Source organism: Vibrio sp. QJM3NY_15 (assembly GCF_057785995.1).
In genome coordinates, this window is record NZ_CM173518.1 from 1,672,814 (window position 1) to 1,693,368 (window position 20,555).

General features: G+C 43.4%; 16 protein-coding genes. 8 read left to right on the top strand and 8 right to left on the bottom strand.

From position 1 onward, the window contains the following. Nucleotides 1–161 precede the first annotated feature (161 nt). The 3 genes from AC3CKG_RS23700 (at nt 162) to AC3CKG_RS23710 (ending at nt 4,653) form a co-directional block, all read left to right on the top strand. Nucleotides 162–1,421, top strand: coding sequence for an outer membrane protein transport protein (locus tag AC3CKG_RS23700; RefSeq protein ID WP_280620105.1), 1,260 nt, complete (start codon nt 162–164; stop codon nt 1,419–1,421). A gap of 13 nt (nt 1,422–1,434) precedes the next feature. Continuing rightward, nucleotides 1,435–3,876: a VolA/Pla-1 family phospholipase gene (locus AC3CKG_RS23705; RefSeq protein WP_488529498.1), complete on the top strand. Its 2,442-nt coding sequence runs from the start codon at nt 1,435–1,437 to the stop codon at nt 3,874–3,876. A gap of 219 nt (nt 3,877–4,095) precedes the next feature. After that, nucleotides 4,096–4,653: a PhnA domain-containing protein gene (locus AC3CKG_RS23710; protein WP_017111983.1), complete on the top strand. Its 558-nt coding sequence runs from the start codon at nt 4,096–4,098 to the stop codon at nt 4,651–4,653. Between the two features lie 67 nt (nt 4,654–4,720). On the opposite strand, the gene AC3CKG_RS23715 is transcribed toward AC3CKG_RS23710, so the two are convergent. Continuing rightward, the gene (locus tag AC3CKG_RS23715; RefSeq protein ID WP_488529499.1) at nt 4,721–5,635 is read right to left on the bottom strand and encodes a LysR family transcriptional regulator; all 915 of its coding nucleotides are present in this window, start codon (nt 5,633–5,635) and stop codon (nt 4,721–4,723) included. Nucleotides 5,636–5,882: 247 nt separating this feature from the next. Here AC3CKG_RS23715 and AC3CKG_RS23720 point away from each other — a divergent pair, with 247 nt between their 5' ends. From AC3CKG_RS23720 to AC3CKG_RS23730, 3 genes are read left to right on the top strand one after another with little or no spacing between them, the layout of a single operon-like run. After that, nucleotides 5,883–6,095, top strand: coding sequence for a DUF1656 domain-containing protein (locus tag AC3CKG_RS23720; RefSeq protein WP_065105717.1), 213 nt, complete (start codon nt 5,883–5,885; stop codon nt 6,093–6,095). Between the two features lie 9 nt (nt 6,096–6,104). Next, a complete protein-coding gene (locus AC3CKG_RS23725; RefSeq protein WP_488529500.1) occupies nt 6,105–6,965 on the top strand; it encodes an HlyD family secretion protein in 861 nt (286 codons plus the stop codon). Between the two features lie 13 nt (nt 6,966–6,978). Beyond that, the gene (locus AC3CKG_RS23730; RefSeq protein WP_488529501.1) at nt 6,979–8,334 is read left to right on the top strand and encodes an FUSC family protein; all 1,356 of its coding nucleotides are present in this window, start codon (nt 6,979–6,981) and stop codon (nt 8,332–8,334) included. 94 nt (nt 8,335–8,428) lie between these two features. Here the strand turns inward: AC3CKG_RS23730 and AC3CKG_RS23735 are convergent, their stop codons facing one another. The 5 genes from AC3CKG_RS23735 to AC3CKG_RS23755 all read right to left on the bottom strand — a co-directional run bounded on the left by AC3CKG_RS23735 (nt 8,429) and on the right by AC3CKG_RS23755 (nt 14,717). Then, complete coding sequence (locus AC3CKG_RS23735) at nt 8,429–9,715, bottom strand: DEAD/DEAH box helicase (RefSeq protein ID WP_029223683.1); 1,287 nt, start codon at nt 9,713–9,715, stop codon at nt 8,429–8,431. Between the two features lie 247 nt (nt 9,716–9,962). Next, a complete protein-coding gene (locus tag AC3CKG_RS23740; protein ID WP_488529502.1) occupies nt 9,963–10,703 on the bottom strand; it encodes a DUF1223 domain-containing protein in 741 nt (246 codons plus the stop codon). A 194-nt stretch (nt 10,704–10,897) separates the two neighbouring features. Further along, nucleotides 10,898–11,086, bottom strand: a complete 189-nt coding sequence (locus tag AC3CKG_RS23745; protein ID WP_010429554.1) for a hypothetical protein — start codon at nt 11,084–11,086, stop codon at nt 10,898–10,900. A 312-nt stretch (nt 11,087–11,398) separates the two neighbouring features. Next, a complete protein-coding gene (locus AC3CKG_RS23750; protein WP_065105712.1) occupies nt 11,399–12,400 on the bottom strand; it encodes a TerC/Alx family metal homeostasis membrane protein in 1,002 nt (333 codons plus the stop codon). Nucleotides 12,401–12,977: 577 nt separating this feature from the next. Next, nucleotides 12,978–14,717: a bifunctional metallophosphatase/5'-nucleotidase gene (locus tag AC3CKG_RS23755; RefSeq protein ID WP_488529503.1), complete on the bottom strand. Its 1,740-nt coding sequence runs from the start codon at nt 14,715–14,717 to the stop codon at nt 12,978–12,980. Between the two features lie 238 nt (nt 14,718–14,955). Between AC3CKG_RS23755 and AC3CKG_RS23760 the strand changes: the two genes are divergently transcribed. Further along, nucleotides 14,956–16,722, top strand: coding sequence for an ATP-dependent endonuclease (locus AC3CKG_RS23760; RefSeq protein ID WP_488529504.1), 1,767 nt, complete (start codon nt 14,956–14,958; stop codon nt 16,720–16,722). A gap of 175 nt (nt 16,723–16,897) precedes the next feature. Here the strand turns inward: AC3CKG_RS23760 and AC3CKG_RS23765 are convergent, their stop codons facing one another. Further along, nucleotides 16,898–17,392, bottom strand: coding sequence for a DUF1097 domain-containing protein (locus AC3CKG_RS23765; RefSeq protein ID WP_017105899.1), 495 nt, complete (start codon nt 17,390–17,392; stop codon nt 16,898–16,900). Nucleotides 17,393–17,875: 483 nt separating this feature from the next. Beyond that, nucleotides 17,876–18,781 carry a LysR substrate-binding domain-containing protein gene (locus tag AC3CKG_RS23770; protein ID WP_017105900.1) on the bottom strand — a complete coding sequence of 302 codons (906 nt, stop codon included), beginning with the start codon at nt 18,779–18,781 and terminating at the stop codon, nt 17,876–17,878. A gap of 274 nt (nt 18,782–19,055) precedes the next feature. Between AC3CKG_RS23770 and focA the strand changes: the two genes are divergently transcribed. Continuing rightward, on the top strand, nt 19,056–20,507 hold the full coding sequence (gene focA / locus AC3CKG_RS23775) for a formate transporter FocA (protein ID WP_102311976.1): 1,452 nt from the start codon (nt 19,056–19,058) through the stop codon (nt 20,505–20,507). Nucleotides 20,508–20,555 lie beyond the last annotated feature (48 nt).

Below are 20,555 nucleotides of genomic sequence, written 5' to 3' on the forward strand. Positions count from 1 at the left end.
CCCGCCCCTTAAAAATATAACTTCACAAAATAACAACTCATTCTTTGACTTTATATGAAATATGAATTTAACATGCCATTTACATTAGAGCTTAGACACCAACAATGCTCAGTGTGTTTTCAACAATAAGAATGAGATTTGATGCCCTAGGAGGGTCACGGATGAAAACAATACAACGCTCTCTCGTTTCGCTTTCTGTGCTATTTGCATGTAATTCACTTGCGGCTGGTTTCCAAGTTGCTGAGCATTCTGCCTCAGGTCTTGGTCGCGCCTTTTCAGGTGAAGGTGCAGTAGCTGATAACGCGAGTGTGCTAGCGAGAAACCCCGCCGCAATGACCCTATTTGATACAGCCCAATTTTCAGGCGCGGTTTCTATCGTTGATCCAGAAGTGGATATTACTCAAAACAACGTTCCAGGATCTGGCGGTCAAAGCCAAGTATCCAAAGACGTAGCGCCACTTCAAGTCGTTCCTGCCGCTTACTACATCAGCCCAATCAACGATAAATGGGCTTGGGGTATAGGTATGTTCTCTAACTATGGAGTTGCTACTGATTATCCGGATGATATTTATGCGGGTGATCTTGCCGGTGATACTTCACTTGTGTCAGTGAACCTGAACCCGAATGTGGCGTATCGAATTAATGACCAATTCAGTGTTGGTGCTGGTGCAAACCTTGTTTACGCAGAGGCAGAACTTAATCGTCACCAGGGTTCTATATCGAACATCACTGGCGATCCTGCTTCTACAAAACTGATTAGCATGACAGGCGAAACCTTTGCATTTGGTTGGAACATAGGCGCGTTATATGAACTGAATGAAAACAATCGATTCTCTATCGCATATCGTTCAGAAGTGGACCTAGATTTTGATGATGGCGACTTCAGCGATTACACGGGCAGCATCGTGCAAGGTAGTGCTACGACAACAACAGGCCGTCTAAAAATTACATTACCTTCAATCATTGAAATCTCAGCTTTTCATCAACTGACGGACCAATGGGCGATTCATTACGGTTGGCAACAAACTGGGTGGAGTAGTTTTAAAGAGCTTAAAGCGACGAGTTCAGATTGTGTAAGTGGCGAGTGTTTTAAAAAGACCGAAGACTACGACGACAATAACCGTTACTCATTGGGTGCGACTTACCAGTTAAACCAAGAATGGACCTTACGAGCGGGTTTAGCTTATGACGAGCAAGCTGGTGAAGCGACATTAAGCATCCCTGACAGCGACCGTTTCTGGTACAGCGCAGGTTTGACTTATCAGTACAGCCCTAACCTTTCAATCGATGCTGGTTTCGCTCTTGTTCAAAGTAAAGAAGGTGATTTCACTGAAACCAATGAACTTGGTCAGGAACTTGAATTCTCTGGTGACGCTGTAGCTTACCTATCTGCAATTCAAATGAACTACACCTTCAACTAAACGGAATTAAAACATGAAAAAGTTATTTAATGTTTCGCTGCTTGCGTCAGCAATGTTTCTTGCTGGTTGTGGTGATGGCTCTTCGAGTTCAGGTGCTTCAACTGCGATTCAATATGAGCAATACATTCAAGATTCACTCGCACAAGCGACGAGCATCAAGTTTCAACTAACGGGCGCGGATATTGCGGTTCCTCTTCCTAGCTTCGCGTTGATGGATGCTACCGACGGTACACTTGGTTTACCGACTGGCGGTGATGATTCATTAACCAACCCTATTGCAGCAATGAATACAATGGATGGCTGGTCAACTTCGATGCCAATCATCATGGACTTTGAAGGTACTGGCTTAGCTGACGGCGTAGCGACTGGTGGGGTTTACCTATTAAAGCTTAGTGGTTCGCTGACTTCAGACACAGCACCAACTGTTACTGGCGTATTGGCACAAGGCACTCATTTTAATGTTCTGTCTAGTGCTTCAACCGACACCTTCACGATCGTATTCAAAGACTCTCTTGATGCTTCAAGTGAATACGTATTGGCGCTTTCCAATGAACTAACGGACGTTAATGGCGATCCTGTTGGCATGTCGGCAAGTTACGCTGCGCTGAAATCAAGTGCGGTAACTTACACCGAAGGTAGCCTTGCTCAAGCACAACAAGTAACACAAGGTGTTGAAAAGATCTTTGCTGGAGCGACTGCAGCTGGTGCTATTAACCTTGATACTGAAAACATCATTTATTCGACGTGGTTTACGACAGAGTCTGTCGGTGATTCCCTTTTCGCTACCAAAGCGGCAACGGCAACAGGATTGGCTACAGCAAACCTCAATAGCGTTTGGACAGGTAGCGCAAACCCTAACTCTGTTGACCTGTCGACAGCTTATGCGATGCAGTTTGGTGCTACAGAGTTGTTCACAACAGCGCTAGCAAACGATACTGACTTTGATAAGTATGTTGCCGGCAGCGACGCGACAACTATCGCAACCTTGAAAGGCGCGATTAATGGCTTGTATGGCGCGACAGACAACGTAGATGTGACTCAAGGTTTTGTTCAATTACCTTATTATCTAGAGACAAGTGCTACTGAATGGAACTCACAGCCATTCGAATCGGGTATGCCTAGCTTAGCAAAAGTTTCAAGTGCTTTAAGTGATGCTAACGAGCAAGCTAACATGGCTGCTCAATTAGTTGCTGCAGGTATCGATACTAGTGTATTAGCGACTGACCAAACAGAACAGCTCAAACTGGTTGGCCTAAACCTTACTCTAGTAGATGGCTCACCACTTGATAGCGAAAGAGTTATAACGAAATACTCTCCAGTTCCTCAAGTTAAATCATTAGAATCTGTCGAATTCTTGCTATTTACGCCTAATGGTACAGATCCTACTGATGTGGTCATTTACCAACACGGTATAACCTCTGCTAAAGAAAATGCTTATGCGTTCGCTTACAACTTAGCGAGAGCTGGCGTTGCTGTTATCGCAATTGACTTACCAATACATGGTACGCGCAGTCTAGATGATACCCGTTCAGCAAACGCAGATGTGTTGGCTTACTTGAACCTTGCTAACCTTCCGGTAGCTCGCGACAACGTTCGTCAAAGTGCACTCGACGTAATGGGATTACGTGCGGCATTGGCAGTATCATCGCAAGCAAACTTACTTGTCGGATCGCCACTTTACAAGTTTGACCTACTTCCACCCACTCTTTCAGAAGTCAAATTCTTGGGGCATTCATTAGGTGGAATTGTTGGAACAACTGCAGTTGCATCATCTAACCGTACGTTAGGTAGTGCGACTGCCGATGCTTTATACAGCTTCAGCGCTGCAGCTATTGAAAACTCTGGCGGACAAATATCTAACCTTTTGCTGGGTTCACCATTCTTTGGCCCACAAGTTAAGCATAACGTGGCATCAGGTGCTTCTACCGAATACGCAAGTTTCGCTAGCGCAAACTGTACGGGTTTAACAGATCAAGTTTGTTATAACACGTTTGAAAAGAATGCAACTGTGGCGCAAAAAGCAACCATGACCGCAGCATTTCAACAGTTTGCGTATGCGGCACAAACCGTGTTAGATACCATTGACCCTTACACAAATGCTGATTACTTGCTAGCAGCTTCTACTCAGATGCCTATTTATATGGGGCAAGCACAAGACGACCAAACAGTGCCAAATACTGTTGCGGATGCACCTTTTGCTGGTACAACACCGCTTGCTACTAAACTTAGCCTAGAAGTGGTAGATGGAAATAATACGACACCAAATGGCACTAAAGACTTTGTTAAGTTTAGTGATGTGGCATCGCACAGTACATTTGTCGCTCCTCAAGATGACACTACACCTATGCCACTAGATTTAAACCATCACATTAGCATGCAGACACAAGCTACAGATTTCTTGGTAAACAACGCTTTATCAGCAGGCTCAATTAATGGAGCAGTATTGGAACAATAACTCTTCCTTACTGAAACCAAATGCCAGCCTAACCGCTGGCATTTTTGTCTCTGTCGTTCGAACAATTCCCTAGTTAACCGTTTGCATAAACCTTTAAAACACAAATGGTTGATCTCAGCTAAAATTAATCAAGGCAGAATACCGTACGACCTCTTTCTTTATTGTAAATAAAGTGGATAATAGCCCCGTAATTTAATACCTAATAAATGTGAGTCCATTATGTCTTCTGAAGCTACGATGCTAGAACGCTGCCAATCTAAATGTGAACTATGTGGTTCTGATTCTTCTCTTACTGCATACGCAGTGCCGCCACACAGCCACGTAACAGTGGATCACGGCATCATGGTATGTGACAAATGTCTTGGTGAGATTGACGACCCTAAAGATATCAACCACTGGCGTTGCCTAAGCGACAGCATGTGGAGTCAAGAAGCGCCAGTTCAAGTAACTGCATGGCGTCAACTTACTCGTCTGAACTCTGAAAGCTGGGCTCAAGACGCACTAGACATGATGTACCTTGAAGAAGAAACGTCAGTTTGGGCACAAATCGGCATGTCTGCTGATGATAAGCCTCTTGATGTGAACGGCGTTGAACTTAAGAAAGGTGACGACGTAACAGTAATCAAAGACTTGCCAATCAAAGGTACTAACCAAGTGATTAAGCAAGGTACTGTTATCCGTGGTATCAGCGTTGGTGACGATCCTAAGCTTGTTTCTGGTAAAACAAACGGCGGTCAATCAATGTACGTAATCGCTGAGTTCTGCCGTAAGAAGTAATCTTACGGTAAGAAAGTGATAGAAAACGAAAAGGCGCTGATTAGCGCCTTTTTTACACCTGAAATTCTTACAACTTGAAGCTATCAATAAGGTGCTCTCGATAGTTCTTGATGACCGATACCAAAGAACCTTTTATTCCGCTGATTTGTTTTGAGTGCGGACACCATAATGCAAAGCCAAACTTGAAACCTTCTACCATTTGTTGGGAACGAATAGGTTCTATCGAATACTTTGAAAACTCCAAATCAGTAAAAAAGGCTTTAGGTAACAATGACCACCCCAACCCTTCTTCGAGCATTTTGATAATCAAAACCAGTTGGTCGATTTCTTCATAATCAGAGCTCACCATAATCTTTTCTGACATCCCTTCTTCAATCAAAGATCTCAATACAAACTGCTTCGAATTTCGGAGTGCCACAAGGACTTCATCTTTGCTCAAGGTAGATAACTCTCCACCTTTTTGCGCAAATGGAAAGAATTCGAAATGCCCTAGAAAAGTGGCATCTAAACTGTGCATAGCACGGCTATCATGAACGTTAACCAAACCAAAATGGTAATCGCCAGTCTGTAACCCTACTTTAATTTCTTTCTTATTCCTGACGAGGAAATTTACTCGCATCATCGGAAAATCGTGTTTTAACTGCTTACGAATATCCACCAGCACACGTTGAGGAATCACACTAGAGTAAGCAATCGTAATGTTTTCTAATCCACCATAGGACAGACTCAACGCCACTTTGTCAAAAGTCCTAGCTTGTTCAATCGTCTGTTTCGCGTAGTGATAAAGAAGGTGCCCGTCGTCGGTCGGCTCGACAGAACGGCCGACTCTTTCAAAAAGATTGACTGCGAGATGATCTTCCAAGTTAGTAATAACTTGTCCAATAGTCGTTCTGTGCTTGTTAAGCTTTACTGCTGCTTTACTAAATGACCGTTGCTCGTAAACGGTCACAAACGCGAGAAGTTGTTCAATACTAAAATTCATTCGATCGCACTGGCTTTCTTGATTATCTCTTTAAGTTATCACGAAATGGTCTGTTTGCACTTTTTGAGGACAACAAAGACAAATCAGATCGACTAGACAAGCGTGAACTGTCTAATTTGTAATCATCACCCATCTATATAAACCACAGTTTTCTGCTTTTGATGGATCTGATCCTCTATAAGCGATTATCCAAATTGTGCCAACTGCTTTATCGTTCTGCCTATCAGAACGAATAGAGAACAACACCATGAACACAATGCCACATGAACTCGTGTGGGGTGAAATCTACTTCCCACCGCTGTTACTGGTTATCGCGCTCGCTTATATGCTGACGATTTTGACGGGTTCAATAGCAACCAAGTTCGGACTGCACAAATATGTCGCCTTTCCTGCATTAGCAGAAATAAGTCTAATTGTGATTTTTACTGGCGTGATTGGCCAATTCATTCCCATCTTATAAGGCCTTACCTTGATAAAACGTTACCTCATCACATTACTATTATTTGTTGCTGCAGGCTCTGTGGTTTATAGCTATTACCAATCTTATACAAGTAACCCTTGGACGAGAGACGGGCAAGTCAGTGCCTACATAGTGTCTATTACTCCTCGTGTCACCGGACAAATCATCAAAATCCACGTAGATGACAACTCTCAAGTGTCTAAAGGCGATCTACTTTTTGAGATCGACCCTAGTATTTATAGAGCGGCTTACAACAAAGCACTAGCGACACAAAAACAAGCGCTTGCTCTACTTGCGAAAGCAAAGAATGAAGAGCAACGTGCAGCGAACCTAGAAAAGAGAACCTCTGGTGCCGTGCCCGTTTTAACGTTGAACAACTTAAGCAATGCTGTTGAAACCTCATCAGCGAATGTTCAAGTAGCCAAAGCCAATGTTGAGGAAGCACATTTGAACCTCGAATTTACCAAGGTCTATGCGCCTACCAACGGATACATTACTAATTTTAACTTACGTGTTGGATCGCAAGTGGTTGCCAACTCACCTGTGGTTGCGTTGATCGATGAAGATAGCTTTTGGATTGAAGGTTATTTTAAAGAAACCGACCTTGTTGGGGTCAATCCACAGGACAAAGCGTTTGTCACTCTCATGATGCACAACAACGTCCTGTTGAAGGGTCACATCAAGAGTATTGGATTTGGCATTGCTAAACAAGATGGCAGCACTGGCAATGATCTTCTACCTAACGTGAACCCAAACTTCGAATGGATTCGTCTTGCTCAGCGTATACCGATTAAAGTGAAGTTAGATAATGTGCCTGAAAACCTACAACTTCGTGTCGGGATGACAGCTTCAATCAAAATAATCAAATAGTTGGATGGCTTTTATGTTCAATGCATCAACCAAAGAAGCGATTAAAGCGGCGCTTTCAATCGTTATCGCGATCTGCCTTGCGCTGTGGTTTCAATGGGAGAAGCCTTATTGGGCTGCAATAGCGGTTGCCGTAATGGCATTGAACGAGAGTTTTGCTCATTCAATCAATAAAGGCCACAACCGTTTAATGGGCACCCTATTAGGAACCGGTTATGCCTTTTTCTTGATCGCGATGTTTTCACAAGATCGTTTTCTGTTCCTGACGTTTTTTACCTTGTTCCTAGGAATATGTATCTTCATGTCGAGTGATGAAAAGTATGGGTACGTCTTTTCGATTGGGTTCGCTGTATGTTCCATCATCGCGTGTATGGGTGGTTTCGATAGTCAAGTAACGTTCTACTTTGCAGTATTACGGATACAAGAAACTCTGCTCGGCGTGATAACGTTCTCTATTGTGTATCGCTTAGTTTGGCCGGTAAACACGGAGCAAAACTTTGTACAGCGCTTTGAAGCGAGCAGAGAGGCATTGTTAACCGCAATGCGTAACACCGACAGCTTAGATATAGAAGCCTTAGAATCCAACACCGCGAATATTGATAAGCTCTACCAACTGCTAGATTTACCATTAAACGGCAGTTATCACCTTAAAGAGAATATTCAAGACTGGCGGTTGAGAATCCATGAATTGGCTCATATTCAGGCTCGACTGCTTGAACTCGCCTCAGATGAACTTACTCATGCTATTGATTGGATTGCTCTGACCCAAAAAATGGAAAAACTGGAGTTAATCGCGCCAAACCAGTCATTGATTGGTGATGTATCGTATGTGGTCGGTAAGAACCAAGGAGTTTCTTGGCACCACGAACATCGCACCTTTGTTCAACATTTGAATGAGGATGGGAGAAAAGTCTTACAAGGTGTCTCGATGTTCGTAACATCGCTATTGGTTTGGATATATCTACCTGTACCAGGTGGTTTTATCTTCCCAATGATTGCAGGTGTGTTTTCTTCCATGCTACCGACCATGCCACCAAGTGTTATCAAAGATGCATTTTTCGGGGTGATCGGCACTGGTACCATTATTTTGCTTCAATACGTCTTTGTCATGCCAATGATGAGTGAACTTTGGCAACTCGCACTTTTTTATTTCGTTAATAGCGTAGTGATATGGAAGGTTTTCGCAACACCTAAGCTTATGATTCATAGGATACTTGGTATTAACTTGCTCGTCGTGCTTACTTCTGGCGCTCTTAACCTAACGCCAATATACCAAATTGAGACACCATTGCTTATGTTGACCACGATCCTGATTATCTTGATGATCGCCAAGCTGTTTACTGATCTCTTTAGAGTAAAGAGCACTGCTTGACTTAAGCGTTAACAAGATCTTTTGAGAACAGACTGACAGACACAAAAAAGGCGCAATTAAGCGCCTTTAAAAGTCTCTTTTTACCGATTCAATATCAGTTATTTCTCAACCAAACATCTTGGTTTTTAGGTGCTTTCTTCTTTTTCTTCTTGCCTGTGCCTGCCGGTGGCGCAACGGGTTTTAATGCAGCAACAAGTGCAGCGGTTGCCTCTTCATCCACTTCAAAGCCTTCAATTTGCTCACGCTCAAGACGAATTTTGTTCTTCTTCTCGATGATTGTGAAGTGATGATAGTCTTCGTGATCGATCAAAGACAATGCTAAACCAACCTCACCCGCACGACCACTTCGGCCAATACGGTGCATGTAGTCTGATGGGCTACGCGGTAAATCAAAGTTGATTACGACAGGAAGCTTTTCAATATCCAGACCACGAGCAGCGATGTCTGTCGCGATCAGAACATCAATCTCGCCAGATTTAAAATCTTCTAGGATACGAGTACGTGAACCCTGGCCTTTATCACCGTGGAATACTTCCGCAATGATACCGCGCTTGTAAAGCTTGTCTGCCAAATGTTCACAGCTGTTCTTCGCATTCACGAAGATCAGGGCTTGGCGCCATTCGTGTTGTTGAATCAGGTGCGCTAACAAAGCTGTCTTGCGGCCTTTTTCGACTTCAAATACACGTTGAACCAGTGTGCTTGCATTAGCACTTTGAAGTTGGACTTCAATTGGGTCGTTCAGTAATTCGTGAGTCAGCGTTTTAACTTGCTCAGGGAAAGTCGCAGAGAACAACAGAGTTTGCTTCTTGCTTGGCAGCAGCTTCAAGATCGCGTCAAGTTCTTCGGTAAAGCCAAGGCTCAACATACGGTCAGCTTCATCAAGCACTAACGTTTTAACTTTATCGAGTTTGATAGCGTTGCTTGAGATTAGGTCAAGCAAACGACCCGGCGTTGCCACCAAGATGTCTGTGCCGCCACGTAGCGCTTGCATCTGAGTGTTCACCGATACACCACCGAATACACAAACAGTTTTGATTGCACCGTTGAAATGTACTGCGTAAGACTTAACGCTATCGGCAACTTGCTTAGCAAGCTCACGTGTAGGAACCAAGATAAGGCCAGAAACATAGTTACCTTTGCCCGAACGACGGTCTAAAGGTGCATCTTCATGGATCTTCTGTAACAGTGGAAGTGCAAATGCTGCGGTTTTACCTGAACCTGTATTTGCGCCTGCAATTAGGTCGCGTCCTGCTAACACACTTGGAATAACTTGCGCTTGGATAGGCGTTGGCTGTTGGTATTCAAGCTCGGTTAGACGAGCCATCAAAGGAGAAATTAAGCCAAGATCGGAGAAGTTGGTTGGTGCTGTGGTGTTAGTCATTAATTGCAGGAACTCAAAGCTAAAATAATAGCGCGCTATATTAACGTATTTCAGCAGTATTACGTAACTAAATCGCCCCTTTATCCCTTGTTTCAGTGGTTAAGACCCACCAAACCAAGCAAGAGATGAAGTAAACGGTATTAGAAGTGTTCTAATCATCGTCTCAGCTTCATCTCAATGTCGTTTATCTTATTGGATTGTCACTCGTGTAACACGGTTGCTCTTGCAAAACGGTCATCCTTACAATTTAGTTCAACCACCCTGCTACCGTTTGTTCCGGCACATACGAGTTAGGCTCGGTTAACCACACGGCCACGGCATCTGGCGTGGCGACTAATGGATCAAAGTCGACATTGAATTGCCATTTGGATTCACCGCGTTGGTAACCATCGTAAACCACCACAAAATCATGCTCGAGTTTCTTACCTTTGTTCTCACCTGCTTTAACGCTAGTGACTTCGTTCATCGCCAATAAGGCAATATGAGCCACATAATCCCCTTTGTCTTCGTAACTTACACTGAACGTATCGCCTTTATGATTGACGGTTAACTTAGGGTTACTTTGTTGTTGGAGCGAAGGGAGATTTCTATCGAGCCAATTAAAGTAACCGCGCCACTCTTTTCCATCGACGATAAAGCCCGGAGTATAAACGCCACTTGTTACTCCATAAGCTTTGTACAAGCGTTGCTTCTGACTGAATGCCTTGCTCGCGAACTTATCTCCCCACCCTAGGTAATCCCAATAATCGACGTGATAGGCGAGCGGAATGACTTGCGTCCAAAGATTAGGGTCGTCTTCAAAAGTACTAAGGTAGGCATCAGCAGGCGGACAACTTGAACAACCTTCAGAGGTGAACAATTCAATAACCTGCGCAGGTTGACCTTCATTACTCCAGGTTTGTGCAAACGACACAGAGGAATAAAAGCCGATCGGTAAGGCAAGTAAACAGAGTTTAATCAATGGTGAGTTGCATTTGGCGTGTGACATACAGAGATCCTTGTACAAAGCGAATTGATTGGCGCTCAAATACAGACCGTTATGCCTAAGTCTTTCTTTCAGGTGATGAGTTTCTTTCAGGTGCTTAGTTTGCGAAGAGATAGAGTTTATTGCAGATACAAAAACGCCAGCTTCAGAAGCTGGCGTTTTCTTAAAATTCTATATTTTACATGTTAACGCTAAGATTAACGGTTAATACCGATATCGCGTTGCATGTGACCAGATAGGTCGCTTGCGTAGTAACTACGTGGAGAGTTGTCTACGAAAAGAATATCGAAAATGTGTGCAATCAATCCTTTGAAGTTAACCGAGTAGGTCTTCTTATCCATAGAGTTAGGAACAGCGATAGTATTCATTTGCATTGCTTGAGCCATGATTGCCTCTCTATAAATTTGTTTATGTGGTTCGTTCTGATGGCAAGAATAATAGGTGATCTTTTGCAGGTTAAAAAATGACTAAAATTAGATATTCGAATTAGTTTTTCTAATAAAACAAACCATTAACAACCCTAAGAGATACATATGCACAATGGGTGAGTATAAATTCAACATGATGCAAAAATCATGCATTTAGTACAAATAACCCACAAACAAAAGTGGCCAATGTCACAGAAATTTTACATAAATAAATTTTCCACTTCATCGACCACGTATCCCTTATCGAGTTTTCGATAAGTTATATTTGTTTTAATTTACTTGTTCAATGTCTGGCTTCTTTGCATAAATCGACGCTATAACCGCAATCGTCATAGTAGAAATAAGCACCGCTAACGACCAATACGTTGGGATAGCCCATTCGCTGTCGACCAGTAGCATTTTCACACCAATGAAGACCATGATGAACGCCAATGCTGGCTTCAAGTAGATGAACTTATCCATCATGCCTTGCAGCACAAAGTACAGAGAGCGAAGGCCAAGTAATGCAAATACGTTTGCAGCAAGTACCAAGAACGGTTCTTGTGTCACCGCAAAGATAGCTGGGATAGAATCCAGTGCAAACATCACGTCCATGACGGCAATCGCACCAATCACCAACATCATTGGAGTAAACGCCCATTTAACGCCCTGTTTAACCATTAACGCAGGACCATGAAAGTCCTCGGTGACAGGCATAATTTTACGAAGTAACTTCTCAGGTAGTGTGTTAACACTCTCTTCTTCGCCCTTGTCTAACGCCAACTTAATACCAGTACCAATCAAGAACGCCGCAAACACGTAAAGCACCCAGTGGTATTCAGCCAACAGCTGCGCGCCTAATGCGATCATAATTGCACGAAGCACCAATGCACCGATTACACCCCAAAGAAGCGCACGTGGTCTTAGATGCTCTGGAACTTGGTATTGAGCAAAGATCATCGCGAATACAAACAGGTTGTCTACGCTCAATGATTTTTCTAACAAGTAACCGGTAATGAATGACACTGTTGCTTTTTGTGCGGTGTAGTCACTATTTGGAGCATAGATGTCCCAAAATAGGTAGATAGAACCTGCAAACAAAAACGCGAGTACGAACCAGAAAACGCTCCAAATTGCCGCTTTCTTAATGGTTACGCTGCCACCACGAGTTTGATAGATATCAATAGAGACGAGAATTACTGTCAGCAGGAAAAAGCCCACATAAGTCGTCATGATTGGCGATGAAAAAAAGGATTCACTATTGGTAGATAATAGAGATTGAGTTGAGTTCATTATTCCTCCGGGCGGAAGAACTGTACAAAGACCTTCCGCAAACAAAGCATATCAAGCTCCATTACGGATCTTGACTGTGATTGCGTTGGTCTCGTTGAAGTGAAATATGGGATTTCACCTTTACATACCGGATAGACTCTTGGCCTAACGAGATGACGATATGTAAACTTGCGCTAACTACTCCCCAAACGCGTGGATAATATTCCCCTATTTATGTTTCGTCTAGATAAATTTGTTCTAAAAAAGAAAAAAGAAGCAAAAGCTCCTTTTTCTATTACCGCTGTTTTATCAAAATGACACACACATTGATTCTAAGAATACCACTCACGTGTTCACCCTAGATGAATGCTTAGTGATACTTGAAACGAATGATATTCACCTATAAACCAGCCATGGGTACCAAGTACACTAACGCAGACCAAACAGACACCCACCCAACGACGGCTACCGCGTCTAACCAATCTTTCTTATCCATGCTTATCTCCACAAGAAGGCAACCTGCAGAAATAAAGCATAAACAATGCCAAATTTATAAATCACCCTCACTAATAATACTAAGTGCAAATATTATTAATGATTATCGAAAGCACTCCATGCAATTAAGCGGCTCGTTGTATTGAAGTGACTCCGGGTGGTCTTGTAAGAATTCAATAAAGCAGTCGGCCATTGAGTCAGTAGTAACAAAGCCATCGCCTATCATATCTAAGACGGCATTATAGCCTTCTTTGCCTTTCATGGTGTAGGCCGATGACGCGCCTCGGTAAATTCGGTCGCGAGCAACTGGCTGCCAACCGGATGTTTCAGAGTGTATTTCTAGATGATGAATACGATGTCCTAAGGGTGCTTCTTTGTGATAACAAAACCTCAAGTTATGAGTATAAGGAAAGCTGCCAGAACCCGTACCTACCACACCATTATCCAGCGCGTTGTTAATTGCCCCTTCTAACATGCCTGCGATCGTTTCACCTTTTACGTCATACACACCAATAGGTACGGCAAACGGTAGTAGTTTTCCGGCAATATCGGCAACGGAGACGTCTCCGCTATTGAGTGAGTTTCTCACCCCACCAGAATTGTGGATCGCAAATTCTACGCCGTGTCCTTTTTTGTTCATCAGATATTGAAACGACTGGGCAACCAAAGGCGCAAGTTGACTAGGCCCTTGTTCGTCAGGGATACGAACATGGCGGAGTTTTGTGCCAGCATGAGCGATAACTTGTTGTTGAAGCTTTCGAACTCTCGGCTGATATTTATCCGTCAGAATGCTTTGCAGTTTAGGATCTTTTTTACATACCGCGATATTCGAGTGGTTGTTTAAAAACTCACACGCCATATCGTGAGCATCGCCTTGCCCTACTTCACTTAATTTGGCGTCTATAAACAATCGACGTCCCAACAGCAGTTCATTCTTGCCATTAAAATGTGTCACTTTGCCTGCAGAATCGAACTCAATTTCACAGTGTCCGAGGCTCATTGCGTGGAAACCGGCTTGTACAACATAGGTGTCGCCAATTTTTACGCCGTAGTCATCGTCTTTCACTAAGCCGATATCTGAGAAATCGCCTTGCAAGCGGTGACTATGACCGCCAACAATCACACCGATGCCTTGCACATTCGAAGCTAGCTCTAAATCAGCTTCATAACCAAGGTGACTAAGCAGCACTATCTTGTTAATACCAGCCTGGTGAATTTGTTCTATCGTTGCTTTTGCCGTTACTAACGCGTTTTCAAATGGTGTATCAAAGTCTGGATTCGCAATGCCCGCCATTTTGTCGATGCTTAACCCGAAGATTGCGACCTTCTCGCCATCAAACTCTTTCGTTATAAAAGAAGCACTTCGAGTTTCAGTTAGGTAAGGCTTAACAATGTCGTTGTCCGCTAAGGTATGAGTTTTATTGATATCCTCATTCGACAAATTCCAGTTACCCGCCAACAATGGGAATCTGATTCTTTTAGCGAAAATGGCGACAGGCTCATTGCCCATGTCTAGCTCATGGTTGCCAAGGGTCATGGCATCAATATTAAGGGCGTTCAACAAATCGGCGTTGGCTTTTCCCTTGAATAGCGAAAAGTACAACGTGCCTTGGAAGCAGTCTCCAGCATGCAGGAACAAGGTTCCGACCTTCTGACGTTTAGCATCTTGCTCTAATTGTTTAAAGCGTGTTGAGATTCGAGCAAAGCCACCAGCACTGACATAAGGTTCAATGATGTGGTTGTTCATTTTAAGTGATAGCTGTAACGAGGTTGGTTCAAAGTATGAGTGGGTGTCGTTGATGTGTGCCAACACTATTTTTGTTGGCTTATTCTTTTTAGTCATATTTTCTTCTCTCTTTGTCCCTTCATACTAGGTTGAGAATCATGACAGAATCGTGAATTTTATGAAACTGCACTGCAAAAAAATACTCAAGATAGATCAAAAATCTCGTTTTGATCCGTATGAATAAAGAGTGGGTTTTGTGACAACTGAGCATACCGGATAACAATTTTTCGATTATGATTAAAGATATCTGTTAGCTTTCAAACAATTAGCAGAGCCTTCCGTTAGGAGTAAGCCTATGCAACTAGAAAGAATCGAGATTTCTGGCTTTCGAGGTATCAAGCGTATTTCACTCGCGTTTGACGAGCTAACTACGCTGATTGGTGAAAATACTTGGGGTAAGTCTTCTTTACTTGATGCTTTGTCCGTCGTTCTTCCTTCAGACGGAGTCCCATATCACTTCGAAATGACTGATTTTCATGTCGATTATTCTGTTTCACATCCACAGTCTCAACATCTTCAAATTGTTCTCGCATTAAAAGCTAACGACAAGAGCGAACTCAACGCAGGTCGTTACCGCAAACTCAAACCTATCTGGGTTCAAGACGAGTTTGGCACATACCGTATCTATTACAGAATCAGTGCGACGTTAGAGCAATATGAAACGACAACCCACTACGCCTTTCTAGGAATCGATGGCAACCCTTTAAAGCTTCATCACTCTGAGAAACTGGCGCAGGAGTTAATGACATTACACCCTGTGATTCGTTTGCGAGATGCAAGGCACTTTGATCGTCCTTTCAACAGCAAATCGCTGAACCACAATGCTCACCTACCAGCCAATGTTCATGCTAGTAACGTTCACGCTAATAATGTGAATGGAAATGGTAACGGCCAGAGTCAAACAACCAATGGTAATGGCAGCAATGGAAACGGCAATAACGGAAATGGGCGTCAGGCAAGGATAGAAAAGCGCATCGACAACACCTGTCGTCGCTTAATGGCAATACCTGGTCATGTAAATAAAGGCGAGATGCGCAGTAGCCTAGAATCGATGCAAAGCCTAATTGAGCATTACTTTTCTTTCAAAAGTACTTCTCGACGAAATCCGAGAAAACAGAGGGATGGTTTGCTTTATTCTGCAGGGGCAAATGACAAGAGCATTCATCAACTTGTCGAAGAGACCAAGAATAAACAGACTCGTTTGTTATTCATGGGTTTGCTCAACGCATACTTACAAGCCAAAGGCCCTACCGATCTAAGACGTTGCGCGCGCCCTCTTTTGATCCTTGAAGATCCAGAAGGTCGATTGCACCCAACACACTTAGCAAGAGCTTGGAGCTTAATGCAAAAGCTGCCGATGCAGAAAATTCTCACCACCAACAGTGGTGATCTTCTTGCTGCCGTGCCTCTTCAGTCTATTCGTCGATTGGTTCGTCAATCAGACAAAACTATCGCTAATCAACTGAACATGAACCATTTCAGTAAAGATGAGCTAAGACGCATTGGTTTCCACATTCGTTTCCATCGTTCAGGGGCTCTGTATGCTCGTTGTTGGTTATTAGTGGAAGGTGAAACCGAGGTTTGGTTGTTTAATGAGTTAGCCAACCAGTGTGGCTATAACCTTGCTGCAGAAGGTGTGCAAATTATCGAGTTCGCGCAGTCTGGTCTTAAAGCGCTCATTAAAGTAGCGCAAGAGTTTGGCATTGATTGGCACGTGGTGACTGATGGAGACGCTGCTGGTAAGAAGTACGCTGCGACTGTGTTATCTAAGCTTGGTAATGATCAGGAAAGACATCGACTTACTGAACTGCCCGATAAAGATATTGAACATTACTTGTATATGAATGGCTTCGAAAACTTTTTCCGAGATATGGTTAAAATCCCTTACGATCACCCTATCCCTCCGAAGAAAGTGGTGGCTAAGGTTCTTAAGAAACACGCGAAACCCGACCTTGCACTCGCGATCGTTTCTCACTGCGAGAATCAGGGACAAGACTGCATTCCGCTGTTACTAAGGTGGACGCTAAAACGTGTTATTACCATGGCAAACGGCAACACCTAAGCGCTTTAATTAATTGATAGGTGCTATTGATTCTCCTGCAGAGAAGTTTTTTAACTGATTACCTAAACCAAAACCAAAAAAGGCACACCAAGTGGTGTGCCTGTATAAATCGATATACAAATTAATTGGGGGTTATCTTGCAAGAGTTCACAGTGACTAAACTAAGGTTAACGAATTAAGCCTTAACTTGCTTAGCGTGTTGTTCAACCGCTTCCGAAGATTGGGTCGATTTTTCGTGAAGCCATAGCCCCGTTGCTTTCATCAAGTATCCGAATACACCACCAAGCAGTAAAGATGGCACGACAAGTTGCCAATCGCCACCTGCCGCAAACGTCGCACAGCAACCAATAAAGGTTCCTGGGATATAACCTAACCACGCTTGTTTCGCTTGAATACACATGAAGAAAGCCACAATAGCAGTAATCACATAGCCTAGAATCTCTAACCCTGCGAAGGTTGAGCTTTCGATAATCACCATTGCCCAGAATACGCCCGTCATGTTGGTCAGTAAGCTACCAGCTAGCCCTTTAACACCGCCTGTTGGCGACGCAAAATAACTGGTGCAACCTAAGAAACCGGCCCATGACAGTAAGCCGAAAGAGATAGCTATCCATCCCCATAGACCTGACAAAATACCTGTTGTTAATGATATCGCGACTAATGTACTCATACTATTTCTAAAGCCTAATTACGCAATTCATCGCAACCGGATTTAGCCTCACTTAAAATCAAGTAAGCATATTATGGGAAGAACGCCTTTATTTAGCCGATCACGATCACATTAATAATGTACGCCGATGTGTATTTATCATCAGATGGAGACCGGAATCGCTTATTCAACACATTCAGTTATAAGGGGCTGTTAACCTTTCGAGCTTGATTTTGCAGCCTTTGTGGGAAATTTATACAAGACAGAGGCTTTGACGTGTAGCTAGCCTACATGAAAAGCCGATAACGCAGTAGAAATGAACCACAAGGGCTGCACGAAGGGTTCGAGCTAGGCGCCCCCGAAAAAATCGCTTTATACTTTGTTGAAGAATATTTGCTTAGAATGACTAGGCTACATACTCTTCGCCGCGTCTAAAACGATTTCACCTCGAACAAAACTTAACCACGAAAGGTCAACAGCCCCTAGCCTTTTATCAAATCTACCTTACAAAACCGACGGTTTGCCTTTCATCATGCGCTTACCTTCTCGCTTAATACACTCAGCAAGCGGGTTTTCTGCCATATCAGCACGCCAAATAAACGAAAGCGTACGTTCCATTTCAAGCTCTGGCACATTCAAGGTAACAAGTTGGCCTGATTCAACAAACTGCTCGACATCGAGATAAGGTAGACACGTTAAATATGGGCCGTTTGCAACCAAACTTCTTAAAACAGGAACGTGTTCATATTCGCGCCAAACATCAAGATCACCAATTAAATGATGAATAGAGCTATCAAAAACCTTGCGAGTACCGGAACCGTGTTCGCGCAATACCCACTTCGCTTGCTCTAACTGAGCCAAACTCACACGTTCACGCTTCGCGAATGGGTGATGTGCTGATGCAACGACCGTTAAATGGTCGGTACACCACACTTCTTGGTTAACTCGACTGTCGTCACAGCGACCTTCGATAACACCTAAGTCATATTTATAATCTAGTACGCCATCAATGACTGCATCGGTACTTTGCACGCCAAGCGAGATTCGCATCTCAGGAAAGTCGTTATCAATAATACTGATGAGGTCTGGAACCAGGTGTTCTGCTGGGGTTTGGCTAGCACCGAGTTTGAGCTCTCCACTAAGTAAATGCTGCTCGTAGAAACCCATCTCAATTTGCTGAGCATCTTGCAGTAAACGCTTCGCTTTAGGCCTTAGCCACATACCCCAATGAGTAAGGGCCATTTGCTTGCCCTGCCTTTCAAACAAAGGCCTGCCGAGCATTTTTTCCAACTGTGCAAGAGACATACTTGTCGCTGATTGAGTCAACGCCAATTTGTCTGCTGCCTGACTAACACTCCCGGAATCTGCCACTGCATCAAATACCGCAAGTTGTTTTAATGAATAACGCAAAATTCATCCTTAATTCTTTTAATAACTTATGTCCTGCTGCTCGTTTTTTGTTAAGCCGATGAGCAATTGATTTCATTCTACGCGTAACCAAATCTATATCAATAATTTTGATGTGGTTTCTAAAAATTATCAATTTTACCTCTACCCCTCAACCCCCTAATCTGGAATGGCAGGACACAAACGAGCCCTGCAAAACATTACTGATTAACCATTACGGATTAACTAAGTCATTAACACTAGGAATTACACATGACGGATTGTTCAAGGGGGGGATATGGCAACCAGCACTTCTGAAAATCAGCAACTGTTCTCGCCAACAGAAATGATGGCGGAAGCCGAGAAGTTTGCATTAAGCAAAGCAAATAAAACCAGCAGCATGACATTGAGTTTGGCAATCATGGCTGGCGCATTCATCGGGCTTGCTTTTTTATTCTACATCACGGTAACCACAGGTAGCGCTGATGCTGGATGGGGGTTGAGTCGTTTAGCCGGCGGTCTTGCATTCAGCATGGGGTTAATCCTGATTGTAATTTGCGGTGGCGAGCTGTTTACCAGCTCAGTGTTATCAAGCATTTCATGGGCTAACAAGCAAATAACCTTCACTAAGATGCTGTCTATCTGGGGCAAGGTTTACGTCGGTAACTTTATCGGAGCCATGTTCCTTTTGGCTTTGGTAAGCGCAGCAGGCTTATATCAATTAGATGGTGGCCAATGGGGTTTAAACGCTCTAAACATTGCTCAACACAAGCTACACCACAGCCCTGTTCAAGCGTTTGCTTTGGGTGTGCTTTGTAACTTGTTGGTGTGTTTAGCAATTTGGTTAACGTTCAGCTCTGCTAACGCCATGACTAAAGCAATGATGACCGTGTTACCCGTTGCAATGTTCGTTAGCTCAGGCTTTGAACACTGTGTGGCGAATATGTTCATGGTTCCGCTAGGCATCACTATTCAAGCATTCGCACCAGAAAGCTTCTGGATGCAAATAGGCGCAACACCAGCGCAGTATGCAGACTTAAACGTCATGAAATTTGTCACCGCAAACTTAATACCAGTGACAATCGGCAACATCGTAGGTGGTTCGGTATTGGTCGGCTTAGCCAATTGGAGCATCTACCGTCGCCCACAACTTAAAGCAGCAAAAATTACAGCAATAACTCAAACAGCAGAAATTACGTCAGTTAAGGAAATCACTATGAACACTACAACAACTATCAAGCAAATCATGAACACTCAACCAATTACACTAAGCGTAGAAATGCCTACATCAGTTGCAATTGATTCACTTTTAGACGCTCACCTTGTTAGCGCTCCTGTGTGTGATGTTGAAGGCCGACTAGTGGGTATCTTATCTGTTCACGACGTAATGGTTGATCTTTGGTGCCAAGACTATATCCCAACTAAAGGTCAGAAAGTGGTAGACCTAATGAGCCGTGACGTTGTGGCTATTGATGCAAACGACAAGCTGGTTGATGTTGCTGAGTTCCTATGTATCGATAAAGAACAACTGTACCCGACCACAAGCATGGGCTACGCCACTCGCCTGACTTCTCTTTCTTTAGAAGAGCGTGCAAAAGCAATGAAAGTAAGCCAACCACACATGCTTCCAGTGCTAGAAAATGGCGTAATGGTCGGTGTACTGACTCGCACAGAAGTGATGCAAGCGTTACGTCCAATCTACGGCGACCGCCTAAACGTGGTTCCACAAGCTGAACTAGAAACAGCTTAACTGGCGATTGTTTGTAAACTAAATATTTCACCAGATACAGATTAACTA

Excerpts from the sequence above, each read along its gene's own strand:
- AC3CKG_RS23700 (WP_280620105.1), top strand. The coding sequence starts at position 162 with ATGAAAACAATACAACGCTCTCTCGTTTCGCTTTCTGTGCTATTTGCA.
- AC3CKG_RS23705 (WP_488529498.1), top strand. The coding sequence starts at position 1,435 with ATGAAAAAGTTATTTAATGTTTCGCTGCTTGCGTCAGCAATGTTTCTT.
- AC3CKG_RS23710 (WP_017111983.1), top strand. The coding sequence starts at position 4,096 with ATGTCTTCTGAAGCTACGATGCTAGAACGCTGCCAATCTAAATGTGAA.
- AC3CKG_RS23715 (WP_488529499.1), bottom strand. The coding sequence starts at position 5,635 with ATGAATTTTAGTATTGAACAACTTCTCGCGTTTGTGACCGTTTACGAG.
- AC3CKG_RS23720 (WP_065105717.1), top strand. The coding sequence starts at position 5,883 with ATGAACACAATGCCACATGAACTCGTGTGGGGTGAAATCTACTTCCCA.
- AC3CKG_RS23730 (WP_488529501.1), top strand. The coding sequence starts at position 6,979 with ATGTTCAATGCATCAACCAAAGAAGCGATTAAAGCGGCGCTTTCAATC.
- AC3CKG_RS23735 (WP_029223683.1), bottom strand. The coding sequence starts at position 9,715 with ATGACTAACACCACAGCACCAACCAACTTCTCCGATCTTGGCTTAATT.
- AC3CKG_RS23740 (WP_488529502.1), bottom strand. The coding sequence starts at position 10,703 with ATGTCACACGCCAAATGCAACTCACCATTGATTAAACTCTGTTTACTT.
- AC3CKG_RS23745 (WP_010429554.1), bottom strand. The coding sequence starts at position 11,086 with ATGGCTCAAGCAATGCAAATGAATACTATCGCTGTTCCTAACTCTATG.
- AC3CKG_RS23750 (WP_065105712.1), bottom strand. The coding sequence starts at position 12,400 with ATGAACTCAACTCAATCTCTATTATCTACCAATAGTGAATCCTTTTTT.
- AC3CKG_RS23755 (WP_488529503.1), bottom strand. The coding sequence starts at position 14,717 with ATGACTAAAAAGAATAAGCCAACAAAAATAGTGTTGGCACACATCAAC.
- AC3CKG_RS23760 (WP_488529504.1), top strand. The coding sequence starts at position 14,956 with ATGCAACTAGAAAGAATCGAGATTTCTGGCTTTCGAGGTATCAAGCGT.
- AC3CKG_RS23765 (WP_017105899.1), bottom strand. The coding sequence starts at position 17,392 with ATGAGTACATTAGTCGCGATATCATTAACAACAGGTATTTTGTCAGGT.
- focA (WP_102311976.1), top strand. The coding sequence starts at position 19,056 with ATGGCAACCAGCACTTCTGAAAATCAGCAACTGTTCTCGCCAACAGAA.